General features: G+C 63.1%; 10 protein-coding genes. All 10 read right to left on the reverse strand.

Going from position 1 to position 12,623, the window contains the following annotated elements; all coding sequences use genetic code 11:
• Positions 1-67 precede the first annotated feature (67 nt).
• The 10 genes from RA25_RS19845 to RA25_RS22235 all read right to left on the reverse strand — a co-directional run bounded on the left by RA25_RS19845 (position 68) and on the right by RA25_RS22235 (position 12,352).
• Positions 68-853, reverse strand: a complete 786-nt coding sequence (locus RA25_RS19845; RefSeq protein ID WP_039174629.1) for an SDR family NAD(P)-dependent oxidoreductase — start codon at positions 851-853, stop codon at positions 68-70.
• A complete protein-coding gene (locus tag RA25_RS19850; RefSeq protein ID WP_039174630.1) occupies positions 850-1,800 on the reverse strand; it encodes a phosphotransferase enzyme family protein in 951 nt (316 codons plus the stop codon). Before RA25_RS19850 ends, RA25_RS19845 begins: the two co-directional genes overlap by 4 nt.
• Positions 1,797-3,092, reverse strand: a complete 1,296-nt coding sequence (locus RA25_RS19855) for an aspartate aminotransferase family protein (RefSeq protein ID WP_039174632.1) — start codon at positions 3,090-3,092, stop codon at positions 1,797-1,799. The genes RA25_RS19850 and RA25_RS19855 overlap by 4 nt, the downstream gene beginning before the upstream one ends.
• Before the next feature lie 14 nt (positions 3,093-3,106).
• The gene (locus RA25_RS19860) at positions 3,107-4,594 is read right to left on the reverse strand and encodes an aldehyde dehydrogenase (protein WP_039150640.1); all 1,488 of its coding nucleotides are present in this window, start codon (positions 4,592-4,594) and stop codon (positions 3,107-3,109) included.
• Between the two features lie 4 nt (positions 4,595-4,598).
• Positions 4,599-6,125: a tripartite tricarboxylate transporter permease gene (locus RA25_RS19865; RefSeq protein ID WP_039174635.1), complete on the reverse strand. Its 1,527-nt coding sequence runs from the start codon at positions 6,123-6,125 to the stop codon at positions 4,599-4,601.
• Between the two features lie 7 nt (positions 6,126-6,132).
• The gene (locus RA25_RS19870) at positions 6,133-6,672 is read right to left on the reverse strand and encodes a tripartite tricarboxylate transporter TctB family protein (RefSeq protein WP_039174637.1); all 540 of its coding nucleotides are present in this window, start codon (positions 6,670-6,672) and stop codon (positions 6,133-6,135) included.
• Between the two features lie 59 nt (positions 6,673-6,731).
• Positions 6,732-7,661, reverse strand: coding sequence for a tripartite tricarboxylate transporter substrate binding protein (locus RA25_RS19875; protein ID WP_039174639.1), 930 nt, complete (start codon positions 7,659-7,661; stop codon positions 6,732-6,734).
• A 29-nt stretch (positions 7,662-7,690) separates the two neighbouring features.
• Positions 7,691-8,938: a Tm-1-like ATP-binding domain-containing protein gene (locus RA25_RS19880; protein WP_039174640.1), complete on the reverse strand. Its 1,248-nt coding sequence runs from the start codon at positions 8,936-8,938 to the stop codon at positions 7,691-7,693.
• A 25-nt stretch (positions 8,939-8,963) separates the two neighbouring features.
• Positions 8,964-11,426 carry an FAD-dependent oxidoreductase gene (locus tag RA25_RS19885; protein WP_039174642.1) on the reverse strand — a complete coding sequence of 821 codons (2,463 nt, stop codon included), beginning with the start codon at positions 11,424-11,426 and terminating at the stop codon, positions 8,964-8,966.
• Between the two features lie 152 nt (positions 11,427-11,578).
• On the reverse strand, positions 11,579-12,352 hold the full coding sequence (locus RA25_RS22235; RefSeq protein WP_052254315.1) for an IclR family transcriptional regulator: 774 nt from the start codon (positions 12,350-12,352) through the stop codon (positions 11,579-11,581).
• Positions 12,353-12,623: the final 271 nt, after the last annotated feature.

Below are 12,623 nucleotides of genomic sequence, written 5' to 3' on the forward strand. Positions count from 1 at the left end.
GAACAGGTCTCTTAATCTGTAGGACTTAGTGGCCCAACTCCAAAATCAGTTTTCTAGCAGGGCGAAGTCAGAACGCCAGTGTAGGGACGTCGACAATTGTCGCGCCGCCATCGACCGTCAGAACCGCCCCGGTAATCATGGCAGCCTCGGCGGAGCATAAGAACGCAACTGCAGCTGCCACTTCTTCACCTGTGGCGGCGCGGCCTAGCGGTACGTCGCGTGTAACTAGGCTGTAGGCCTCCTCGACGGACTCCAGGCCCCTGCGCTCTACCAGCTCTGCCATCTCCGCATCGGCCATTTCGGTGCGGACCCAGCCGGGGCAGACCGCGTTGCAGCGCACCCCGTGTCGGCCGTAGTCGCGGGCGATGGAGCGGGTCAGCCCCAGCAGCCCGTGTTTCATGGTGACATAGCCGCAGGCCTCCGGCCCGGCCGCAAGCGCTGCGATCGACGCCATCATCAGGATGTTTCCGCGGCGCTCCTTCAGCGCCGGCATGGCGGCACGGGCAGAGACCATGGCGGTGTTCAGATTGGCCTGAACTGCGGCGCTCCAATCCGCGTCGCTGATTCCTGTGAGGGTGCCAAACCCGAAACCGCCGGCATTGCAGACCACCACGTCCAGGCCGCCGAAGCGGCTGCGGGCCATTTCCACCAAAGCTTTCATATGCTCCGCACTGGCAGCATCCCCCGCCAGGGCAATGCCGCCGCAGCTTTCTGCTACTTTTTCGATCGGTTCCAGGCGGCGGCCGGTCAGGATCACATTGCCGCCTTCGGCTGCTATCCGGCGGACGGTGGCGGCGCCGATCCCGGTTCCGGCACCGGTGACAATCGCGGTTTTGCCTGCGAAGCGGGTCATGGCTGCAAACCTTTTCCAGAGAGAAAATTTTGGGCCAGTACACGGGTCGTTCCGATGAACCTCTGATTGCGCGCCTTGGATCCGGGTTCATCCATCCGGGTGATGATCCAGCCCGCATAGGTTGCCGACCGCAGCAGGATGAACAGGTCGAGCGCGCTCAAGTCGATCACCCGCACCGACAGGTAGCCGGCAATCACCGCATCGCGCAGCGCCGGATAATCGGTCTCCCGCATATTCTTGAGCAGAGTGGTGGCCAGGTCGAACAGCCGGAAACCAAAACCGCTGTCGTCAAAATCGATCAGCTGCAATTTGTTGCCGTCGGCCATTACGTTCTCGCGCACAAGATCGGCATGGATAAGGCCATAGTCCAGTTTGCCCTCCAGCCCTTGCAGTTCCGCATCCGCTTCGTTGCGCAAGGCAAGGAACAGTGCGCGGTCCTCTTTGGTCAGGCTGGGGTTCTCCCAGAAACAGCCCCAGACCGGAGTCTCGCCGAGCAGACCCTCCCGGTCCCAGGACCAGCGGCTGAAGCCCGCGGGCGGGGTCCAGCGGTCGGAAACCGCGTGCAGCCGCGCCATTTCGCGGCCGATGCCGTAGAACAGGCCAATGCGGTCGGCGGCGGCCAGATCCTCGCCCGTTTTGCCGACCGGGGCACCGGAGAGCCAGGTCAGCACATCCGCCTGGATGCCGTCAGCCACATGCAGAAACTCGCCCGAAGCCGAGGGGACCGGGGCCGGCACATGCAGGCCGCCCTCCGCCGCGGCGTTCATCCATTGCAGCTCCGACCACAGTTCGGCATCGGTGCGGTAGCCGGGACGGTGCAGGCGCAGGGCATAGGCGCGGCCTTGGTGGTCAACCCGGTAGACCTGGTTCTCACGGGTGGCAACAAGGCGGGTCTCCGCCCCCTGCATCCCCCAGAGCCTGAGGGATTTTTCCACCGCGGCGTTCATGGCTGCACCGGGGTTGCGGCCAGAACCTCATCCAGCGTGTCGAACAGCAGGTCGGCATTGTCCCTGGAGAACGGCATCGGCGGGCGGATTTTCAGGGTGTTCTTGTGGCGGCCCAGCTTGGAATGGATGATGCCGCGGCGGCGCATGGCGTTGATCACCCGGTCGGTGAAGGCAATGGCCGGCTCCTTGGTGGTGCGGTCCAGCACCATTTCGGCGCCAAACACCATGCCGGAGCCGCGCACATCGCCGATGACATCATACTTCTCCTGCAACATCTTCAGCCGGGCGCGGGCATGGGCGCCGACCGCCTCGGCATGGGCCAGCAGGTTCTGGTCCCCGATCTCCTCCAGCACCGCCATGGCGGCGGCGCAGGACACCGGGTTGCCGCCGAAAGTGTTGAAATAGCGGTAGCCGGAGCGGAAGGTGCTCAGGATTTCCCCGCGGGTGACAACGCCGCCGACCGGGTGGCCGTTGGCCATCGGCTTGCCCAGTGTCATCACATCCGGCACCACGCCCATCTTCTGATGCGCCCACATGTGGGTGCCGGTGCGGCCGAAGCCGGACTGCACCTCGTCGCAAATCAACAAGCCGCCGGCTTTGCGCACCACCTCTGCCGCGGGCTTCAGCCAGCCATCGGGGTGGTTCGGGAAGCCCTCATTCAGGAAAAACGGGCAGACAACCAGCGCGGCAAAGCCGGTGCCGGCCTCTTCATGCGCGGCGATCTGCTCCGCCACCGAAGCAGCAAATTTGGTGCCGTCCGGATCCGGGTTGCGGTAGCTGTCGGGGGCCTCGGCAAAGCGGAAATATTGCTCCAGCCCAAAGCCAACCATTGGGGTGTTCGAGCAGCTGAGCTGGCTGACCAGCGCGGTATTGCCGTGATAGGTGGCGTCCGTCGCCACGATGCCGCGCCTGCCTGTCATGCCTTCGGCCATGCGCAGAGCAATGTCGTTGGCCTCTGACCCCGTGCAGGTCAGGATGGCGGTGTCGAGCGAGGCGTCCATGGTGCCGGTCAGCTTCTCGGTATAATCCAGAATGCTGTCGTGCAGGTAGCGGGTGTGGGTGTTGAGGGTTGCCGCCTGGCGGCAGATCGCCTCCACCACCCGCGGGTTGCAATGGCCCACATGCGGCACGTTGTTGTAACAATCCAGATACTTGCGCCCGTCGGCATCCCACAGCCAGACGCCCTCGCCCCTGACAATATGCAGCGGCTCATCATAGAAGGTGGAGACATTCGGCCCCAAGAGCCGGGCGCGCCGGTCGATGAGGTCCTGGGATCTAGCAGGCAGGGTCATAGCGTTTCCTCGGATCAAAGCTGAATCCAGGCGGATTTCAGGTCGGAGTATTTTTCCAGAGCGTGCAGGGACTTGTCATGGCCGTTGCCGGACTGTTTGACGCCGCCCAAAGGCACGGTCAGGTCGGAGCCGCCGTAGGTGTTCACATGCACAATGCCGGAGCGGATGCCTGCCACCATGCGGTGCGCCCGGCTGAGATTGGCGGTCCAGACACCGGCGGAAAGCCCGTAGGTGGTGGCATTGGCTAGGCGGATTGCCTCCTCTTCGTCCTTGAAGGTGGTGACGGCCAGCACCGGACCGAAGACCTCGTTCTGGAACAGGTGGTCCTGCGGTTTCACCCCTGCCAGGATAGTGGGCTGCATGTAGAATCCGCCGGTTTCCTGGAGGATGCGCCGGCCGCCGGCCCGCAGCTCGGCGCCCTCGGCCTCGGCGCGGGTGGCAAACTCCAGATTGGCTTCCAGCTCTGCCAGCGAATGCACCGCGCCGATCTGGCTGGCGAGGTCGAGCGGGTCGCCGACCCGGAAAGCCCCGGCGTGACGGGCCATTTCAGCGATGAAATCCTCGGCGATGTCCTCCTGCACCAGCAGCCGCGAGCCTGCGACGCAGACCTGGCCCGAGTTGCGGAAGATGCCCGCGGCAGAGACCTTGGCTGCCTCGGCCAGGTCGGGCGCATCGGCGAAGATGATGTTGGGGGATTTGCCGCCCAGTTCCAGGTAGCAGCGCTTGAGGTTGGAGCGGGCCGAATATTCCAGCAGCCGCCGCCCGGTGGCGCCGGAGCCGGTGAAAACCATGATGTCCACATCCATGCTGAGCGCCAGGGTCTCGCCAACGACGCTGCCCTTGCCGGTCACCACGTTGAACACCCCCGGCGGAACACCGGCCTCAATCGCCAGTTCGGCGATCTTCAAAAGGCTGAGTGAGGCGCTCTCGGCCGGCTTCAGAACAATCGAGTTGCCTGCCGCCAGCGCCGGGGCGATTTTCCAGGAGCCGATCATCAGCGGGAAGTTCCAGGGCACGATAGCCCCCACCACCCCGACCGGTGCGTGATGCACCAGGGCCAGCACATTCTCTGCCGTGGGGGCGACCTGGCCATAGATCTTGTCGACGGCCTCGCCGTAGTAGCGGAAGGTTGCGGCGGCCGACAGTGCCTCCGCCTTGATTGCCATGGTGATTTCGGTGCCGTTGTCGCGCACCCCCAGCACGGCGATTTCCAGCGCCCGCTCCTCGATCAGATCGCCTAGCTTCATCAGCACCTTCTTGCGGGCGGCGGGGGCCATGCGGGACCAGTGCCCGGCTTCGAAGGAGGCCCGTGCTGAGGCAATGGCACGCTCCATGTCGGCAGGCGTTCCTTCGGCCAGACGGGCCAGCGGCCGGCCGTCGATGGGGGAAATCACCTCCAGCATGCCGCCGATCAGGGAAGCCTGCGCCGCCCCATCGATGAAATGGCCTTGGGCCGGCACTTCCTGCTGGCGGAAGGCGTCGATGTCTCTCTGGTTCAGCATAGTCCTACCCCTGCTGGCTGGAATGTTCGTAGTCAGGCCCAACCGGATCCGGCTTGCGCTTAGCTTTCTGCTCGCGGATCAGGGTGCGGATGTGCAGCACCAGGATCCCGATGATCATCACGAAGATGATTGCAGCGATGGGGCGGCTGATGAAGTCTATGGGGGTTTTCACTGCTGCCATTGCGGCGCGCAGTTTGACTTCCATGATGCCGCCCAGGACCATGCCCAGAATGATCGGCACAATCGGCAGGTTCAGCCGCTTGAGGATCAGGCCGAATACGCCGAAACCCGCGGCGATGGCGCAGTCGGTGATCGAATTGCGAAGCGAATAGACGCCGATGAAGGACAGGGTCAGGATCATCATGCCCAGAAACCGGGTCGGGATCTGAATGATCTTCAGCAGCAGGTTGGTGGAGAACAGCAGGAACACCAGCACAATCACGTTGAGCAGGATCAGGGACAGATAAAGCGCCATTACAAAATCCAACTGGGTTTCAAACAGCTTTGGACCCGGGATCACGTTATGCACATAGAACACCGACAGCATCATCGCGGTCAGCGCCTCGCCGGGGATGCCCAGGGCCAGCAGCGGGATCATTGCCGCACCTGGGACAGCATTGTTTGCTGCCTCAGATGCGACAAGGCCTTCGGGAGAGCCGTTGCCGAAGGCGTCCGGGGTTTTCGAGGTTTTCTGGGCGTAGGTGTAGGACAGGAACTGCGCGGTGAACTCACCGACGCCGGGGATCATGCCCATCAGCACGCCAAGGGAGGACGAGACGGTGGCGATGCGCTTGATCCCCAGCAGCTCTTTCATGCCGGCAAGCATGTTTCCCTGCACATGGGTTTCACCGGGGGCGTGGTCCTTTTCGATCAGCAGCAGGAAGGCCTGGCTGAGCGCGAACAGCCCCAGCACCACAACAATCAGGTCGAACCCGGAGGACAGCCAGCCCTGATCGAAGGTGAAGCGCTTGGTCAGTTTGACCGGCTCCAGCCCGACGGTGTTCAGGAAGATGCCGAAACAGGCCAGCATCCCGGCGGCAAAGGTCTGGCCGCGGTGTGCTACCACCACCAGCAGGATGCCCATGAAGGCGGCGAGAAAGATCTCGCGGCTGCCGAAATGCGGGGCGATCAGCGCCAGAACCGGCGACAGCACGATCAGGCAGACAACCGAGAAGATGCCGCCGAAGAAGGACGCCGAATAGGCCAGCGACAGCGCCCTGTGGCCTTCCTTGCGCTTGGTCATCGGATAGCCGTCATAGGTGGTCAGCGCATTGACCGGCGTGCCGGGGGTGTTGATCAGGATGGCCGGAATGGCGCCGCCGTACATGGAACTGCCGTAGATCCCCAAGAGCAGGGTCAGCCCGATGATGGGTTCAAAGGCAAATGTCGCGGGCAGCAGAATGGCGATGGCAACCGCGGGCCCGACCCCCGGCAGCGCGCCGATGATGACGCCGCCGATGGAGCCGATGGCAAGGGCCGCGAAGACGTCCCATTGGGCAAGGATCTGAAGACCGGAAAGGAACGTGTCCATGGGAGCCTCACAAATAGGACAGCGCAAAGGCGCGCAGCGCATCGGGCAGATGCTGGTAGAGTTCGCCTGCGGGGATTTTCACCTGCAAAAAGCCGCGGAAGACCAGCGCAACGCAGGTGGCAAACACCGCGGCAAGCACCATGTGCTGCGGGCGGCGGAAGCCTGCGCGCAGGGTCAGGAACAGGGCGAACAGGATTGTCGACGGCAGGTAGCCGCAAAGCGGGACAACGGCGACATAGGCCAGGAAATAGAGCACATATTCCAGCGAGCGCAGCCAGAACGCCACTTCCTTCAGGCGGCCGGGAATACGGGGGGAGACCACCGAGCCGAGCAGGTGGAAGGCACCGAAAATCACCATCCCCCAGACCGCAACGCTGGGCCACAGCGACGGCTGGCCGTACCATTTGGTGCGTTTCACCCATTTGGTCTGTTCGCCCAGCTGGCTCAGCAGGAACAGCGCAAACAGCAGGAACACCGCGGCAAAAACCAGATCTCCCGGCCGCCGGTAGCGCTGAAACAATTCCTGAAAGTATTTGATACGCGTCATCGCAGCTCCTCCTCCTGCCGCGGCGTGTGCCGGGGCGCCATGAAGCGCCCCTGGCTGTGTTATTCGCCGACCAGCGCGTTGATCTCTGCCAGATCGGTGATGTCCTTCGCGATCTGGCCGGCAGAGGCCTCGGCGTCCTTCCAGTAAAGCAGCACGCCGGTTTCCTTCATCAGGTTCTGCGCGGCCTCTGTCTCCAGCGCGGCCTGGGCAGCGGTGGCGATCTTCTCGCGCGCATCCACTGGGGTGTCCTTATGAACGAAAAGCCCGTTCCACAGCGACAGCTCCAGGCCCGGAACCACCTCGGCCATGGTCGGGACATCCGGGGTCAGCGCGGTGCGCTCGGAACCGATGCTGGCCAGGATCTTGATACTGTCCATGCAGGGCAGAAGGGTTTGCAGGGTGCCGTTCACCACATCCACGTCGCCCGAAGCCAGCACGTTGCAATCCAGCAGGTCGTAGGCCGCTTCGCTGGCAAAATCGAAGCCGGATTTTAAAGCAGCGGCAAAGGTCACCTTGGTCGGGGCCAGGAAAGTGCCGTAGTGACCGAGCGAAACGTCATTTTCCGCACCATACGCCGCCAGCTCTTCCCAGGTCCCGTAGGGCTTGTCCGCCAGGGTTGCGACAACAAACGGATAGGTCAGGAAAATGCCGACCGGGTCGAAGGGGTTGGGGTTCAGCTCTGGAATGCCGATTCCAGGGCCAACCACGGGAACCCCGATCACGAAGGAGCCGACCGTATAGCCGTCGGCCGGGGCGCCAGCCACTTCGACGGCGCCAGGGAACGGCCCGCCGCCGCCGCCCGGCTTGTTCACCACTGCCGCGGGAACGCCGTACATTTCCTGGAACTTGTCGGCAATCATCCGGGTCAGCACGTCCTCCAGGTCGCCCGGAGGCCAGGGCACCACGAAGGAGACCGGTTTCTCCGGATACTCCGCCATGGCAGCGGTTGCGCTGAGAAGCGCCGCAGCGGCTGCGAGTTTGAGTTTCATGTAATCCTCCCTTGATGTGTTCCGTTGCTTCAGTTGCTAGCCTTGCCCGGCGGCACGGTCCCCTCCGCCACCCAGCGGTCGAGGATTTCCAGCGCCGTTTGCGCGAAGGCAGGGTCGTTGATATGCACTTCCAGCTCCGTCGCCTGGACGGCAGGGGCAACTGTTGCGCTCAGTTCGGTGATGAAGGCTTCCAGCCCCTCCGGATCGTGGCAGTCGCCGCCGGGGCGGTCCCATTCCTCGATCCCGCCTTTGGGGATAATCAAATGAGTAGGGGCCTTGCTTTCGCCAATCCGCCGGTTCAGTTCGCGGGCGATGCCGCGGCGTTCTTCGGCGTTGTAGAATGTGTTCTTCACGAGCTTGTTGTGGGTGTGGATCGGGCGGCCCCGGAACCGCTCCGGAATTTCCTGCCAGCCGGCAAAGTCGATCAGGTCCATGCAGCCGGGCGCGATGATCTGCGGAATGCCCGCGCGGCCTGCCGACAGGTGCCGCTCGCGGCCTGCATTGACCACCGAACCGGCCATCAGGTTGCCCAGCTCGCAGCCCGCAAAATCCATCACGCAGACAAAGCCGTTCTGCGCCGCGATCTGCTCAAACGCCATGCCACCCATGCCCATGGCATGGAATACCGCCACCTCATAGCCGCGCTGTTCCAGCTCTGGCTTCAGGATCTTGATGTATTTGAGGCAGGAGGTGCCAAGCGATGTAACGCCGATCACCGGCCGCCCGCTAACCGCGGGCTCAGCCGCCCGCGCAGCCCCCAGGACAGCCCCCGCCGCCTGGGCCAGCGAGGACCGGCAAATGCTGTTCAGCCCGTAAAGCCCGCCGGCCCAGAGGATCATCTGGATGTCCGGCGACAGACGTTCAGAAGGGATCAGCGCCGAGAAGGAAACGGTGGAAACCACATATTTCGGCACCCCCACCGGCAGCGCCTGGCAAACATCCAGCGCCAGATCGGTGCCCATGGTGCCGCCCAGGATGATCACCCCGTCGATACCGCCGTCGCGGTGCAGCTCCCGGACCAGCGCGCAGGCGCCCGCCGACATGATATTCATCGCCACATGCTCGCTGCCGCTGCCGATCGCCGCCTGGATCGAGCTGCCGCCGGCCTTGGCAACATCGTGCTTGGAGAAATCCGTCGGCTGCTCCGGGTCGCCCAGCACACTGACATCCAGGGTCAGCACGCCGCCGCCCAGACCGCTGATATTCTGCGCCAGAAAGTCCAGCTCGGCGTTCTTGGTGTCGTATGTGCCGATGACCAGTATGACCTTGTCAGCCATGGTGTTTTCCCTCCCGCTGATGGCTTCAGCCACGCATGATTTCGCCCTTGGGGTCATAAAACGGGGCCAGCTGCACCTTCAGCGGATACATCCGGCCCGCTATCTGCACCTCAAATCCACCCTCATCGATCCAGGCCTTGCTTACGCCGCCATCGCGGTGCAAACTGGTGAGCCCGACCATCGCCTGCAGCCGGAAGCCCCAGTCGCCGGAGGTCACATGGCCCACGATCTCCCCGTCTTTCCAAACCGGTTCGTTGTGGATCAGGTAGGGGCCGTCTTTGGCGCCGACGCCTTCGGCGATACAGGAAACCGTCCTGTACTGCGTCGCGGGGCCGCCCGCCTTCTGCGTAGCAAGCGTGGTCTTGCCGAGGAAATCATCCGTTTTGCCAAGCGCAACCGCGAAGCCGAGCCCAGTTTCATAAGGGGTATCGTCCTCGCCGATGTCGTGGCCGAAGTGGCGGAAGCCTTTCTCCAGACGGCAAGCATTCATACCGTACATGCCCATATGGCGCAGGCCCAGCGGTTCCCCTGCTTCCATCAGCGCCTCATAGACACCGGCCGTGAATTCCGTCGGCATCATCAGCTCATAGCCGAGCTCGCCTAGGAACGACCGGCGAATGGCCCAGCCGCGGGCATAGCCCATGTCGATCTCCTGCGCCGCGCCAAAGGGGAAGGCTTCGTTCGACAGGTCATCGCCCGAGATTGCAGACAGGATTTCGCGCGACTTCGGCCCGTGGATGGAAATCAGGCCGTAGGCTGAGGTCGCATCGAAGATCTCGAACCGCCACTCCGGGTCCGCATGGTCGCGGATCCAGGCTTGGTCGCGGATCTGGCTGGGGTGGCCGGTGATCACCATGAAGCAGTCCGGCGCGGTGCGGGTGATGGTGACATCCGCCTCAATGCCGCCGCGGGAGTTCAGGAACTGGGTATAGACCGAGGTGCCGGTTTGCACATCCATTTCCGCACCGCTGACCCGGTTCAGCGCACTCACCGCATCGGGGCCTTGCACCTGGATCTTGGCATACATCGACTGATCGATCAGCACCGCCGCGTCCCGCGCCGCCAGGCATTCCGCCTCGACATGCGGCGACCAGTCCTTCCACCACAGGTTCGGCTCCTCGTTCCAGCCCTTGCAATCCGGGTCGAAATACATGGGAACCTCCCAGCCGATCCGTTCGGCAAAGGCGGCGCCCGCCGCCGTGAGGCGATAATGCAGCGGCACCCGCCGCACGCCGCGGGCGCTGTGGATCTGGCGGCCCGCCCAGGAGACGCCATAGTGGAAGCCCACCGATTCCGCGCTGCGGTCGTGGTTGTATTTGGTATTGCGTTGGAACGGGTGCGCCCGGCGCGCCAGCATTGGCCCCATCCCGCGCGAGGGGGAGCCGTCGGTCATCCATTCCGCCATCGTCAGCCCGACGCCGCCGGAGTTGAGGATGCCGTTGGAGTTCATCCCGGTGGCGATAAACAGGCCCTTGATCTCACTGGTTGGCCCCAGGTAGGGGCGGCCGTCGGGGGTGAAGCTCTCAGGGCCGTTGAAGAAGGTCTGGATGCCCATCTCGCCCAGGGGTGGCATCCGCTCGAACATCTTCTCCAAGTTCGGCTCTACGTGCTCCATGTCGAAGGGCAGCTCGTCGAACTCGAAATCCTCAGGGATGCCATCGGCGCCATAGGGCTTGCCCAGCTTCTCGAAAGAGCCGATCAGCAGCTTGCCGGTGTCTTCCTTCCAATAGGTGCGCTCCTCGGCGATGTTCAGGATCGGCTGATCCTTCGGCAACCCCTCGACCGGCTCGGTCACGATATAGAAATGCTCGGTCGCGTGCAGCGGCACGGTGACACCATGCGCCTTGGCAAACAGATGGCTCCACATGCCGCCGGCCAGCAGCACCTTGTCCGTGACGATCACACCCCTGTCGGTTTCCACCCCGGCAATCTTGCCGCCGCGGACAACCAGCCGTGTCACCTTGGTCTCCTCGAACAGCTGCGCGCCCTGCGCCTTGGCGCCCTTGACCATGGCAACGGTCACGTCGAGAGGGTTCACCTGGCCGTTGGACGGCACGAAGAAGGCGGATTTTACATCTTCAGTTTCGATCCACGGCCATTTCTCCTGCAATTCCGCGCGGGACAGCAGAAAGCTCTCGATCCCCATGCGGTGAGCGTGGTCATGGCTGCGCAGCAGCTGCTCGTGCCGCGCATCGCCAATCGCCAGGTTGATGGTGCCATTGGGCTTGTAGCCGGTTGCCTGGCCGGTTTCCTCCTCCAGCTCGCGGAACAGGCGGGCAGTATATTTGCCCAGCTCGGTCTGGGCGGTGCTGTCGCGCAGCTGGCCGACGATGCCGGCAGCGTGCCAGGTGGTGCCGCTGGCGACCTTGCGCCGCTCGATCAGGACAGCAGGCACACCCCGCTTCGCCAAGTGGTACAGCGTCGAGACACCGATAATGCCGCCGCCGATAATCACCACAGGGGCTTGTTCCGGGAGATTGTAAGCCATCAAATCGTTCCTTCAGCCCGCTGGTGCAGGCAATCCGCAGGTTTCAAACCGGGAGCGGTGAGGCGCCGCGGGGCGCAGGCATCAGCCGCTCTGCTGCAAACCTTGTGGCAGAGAGAATCGATTTTCTGAAATTTTTCGCACCAAAGGTGCTATTATCGCACCTTGCTAAATACCCGCCCGGAGGGCGCACCGGTCAGCGCAGTCTCCAGTTTACCGATGGCGGTCCGCAGCAGCGCCGCCAGTTCCTCCTGCCGGGCTTCGTCCAGGTTCAGGTCGGGAACAGCGATAGCAATGGTGCCTGCCGGGTCTTTGCCATCAGTAAAAAATGGCATCGCGACGCTGGCGACCCCTTCCTCCACCGTGTTGCGGCAGCAGGCATAACCGCGGCTGCGGGTTTCCTCGATAATCTGCAGCAGTTCGTCATCTCCGGTCACCGTGAAACGGGTCAGCTTCCCCCGTTTCAGCTTCAACAGCCGGTCCCGGGTTTTCGCTGAACAGAAAGCCAGAAACGCCAGCCCGGAAGAGGAGGAATGATACGGGTAGGTTTCCGCGGGTCTGAGGTTGATCACATTGCCCCGCGCAGGCAGGGTGAAAGAGGCAGTCGCCAGCCCGGATTCGGCGGGGATGCCAACGTGAACTGTTTCATTTGCTTGCGCTGACAGCCACTGCGTCACCACCTGGGTGGCCTTGACCATCGGCACAGTGGCCTCGCGCAGCCTGGCCAGCGACAGGAAGCCATGACCCAGCCGGTACTTCCGCGTCTCCGGGTTCTGCTCAATGAAGCCATGCTTGCTGAGCGACTGCAGCAGCCTGCGGGTAACAGCCTTGTCCTGGCCGGTGGCGCGGGCCAATTCGTTCAAGCCGATTTCTAGGTTCTCCAGCGAAAACTGGCGCAGCAGAAACATCGCCTTGTCTACGGTTTTCATGGTACGGCTCCCCGCCTGATTTCGGTGGCGGATGCTGTACGTGTGCCCGTCACCCGTCCGGGAGTAGCATATCACCGCCGCAGCTGCGCAATTTTCTGTACTTTAAAAGCAGATTGCGCATCCTTCATCAGTAGTATTTGCAGACCAAAACGCAGGTTTCAGCCCTTTGGGCCTTCACCGCCGGGCATCTGTTCGTCCGAAACTAATACTCGAGGAACCCGCCGCGAAAGATCACTTCGCCCTGCAACTTGGTCACACGATGCCAGTTTCA

Source organism: Leisingera sp. ANG-S5, from assembly GCF_000813925.1.
Classification (GTDB): domain Bacteria; phylum Pseudomonadota; class Alphaproteobacteria; order Rhodobacterales; family Rhodobacteraceae; genus Leisingera.

What these genes read in the sequence shown, in the direction of transcription:
- RA25_RS19845 (WP_039174629.1), bottom strand. Translation starts at nt 853, where the DNA reads ATGACCCGCTTCGCAGGCAAAACCGCGATTGTCACCGGTGCCGGAACC.
- RA25_RS19865 (WP_039174635.1), bottom strand. Translation starts at nt 6,125, where the DNA reads ATGGACACGTTCCTTTCCGGTCTTCAGATCCTTGCCCAATGGGACGTC.
- RA25_RS19855 (WP_039174632.1), bottom strand. Translation starts at nt 3,092, where the DNA reads ATGACCCTGCCTGCTAGATCCCAGGACCTCATCGACCGGCGCGCCCGG.
- RA25_RS19850 (WP_039174630.1), bottom strand. Translation starts at nt 1,800, where the DNA reads ATGAACGCCGCGGTGGAAAAATCCCTCAGGCTCTGGGGGATGCAGGGG.
- RA25_RS19880 (WP_039174640.1), bottom strand. Translation starts at nt 8,938, where the DNA reads ATGGCTGACAAGGTCATACTGGTCATCGGCACATACGACACCAAGAAC.
- RA25_RS19885 (WP_039174642.1), bottom strand. Translation starts at nt 11,426, where the DNA reads ATGGCTTACAATCTCCCGGAACAAGCCCCTGTGGTGATTATCGGCGGC.
- RA25_RS19875 (WP_039174639.1), bottom strand. Translation starts at nt 7,661, where the DNA reads ATGAAACTCAAACTCGCAGCCGCTGCGGCGCTTCTCAGCGCAACCGCT.
- RA25_RS19860 (WP_039150640.1), bottom strand. Translation starts at nt 4,594, where the DNA reads ATGCTGAACCAGAGAGACATCGACGCCTTCCGCCAGCAGGAAGTGCCG.
- RA25_RS19870 (WP_039174637.1), bottom strand. Translation starts at nt 6,672, where the DNA reads ATGACGCGTATCAAATACTTTCAGGAATTGTTTCAGCGCTACCGGCGG.
- RA25_RS22235 (WP_052254315.1), bottom strand. Translation starts at nt 12,352, where the DNA reads ATGAAAACCGTAGACAAGGCGATGTTTCTGCTGCGCCAGTTTTCGCTG.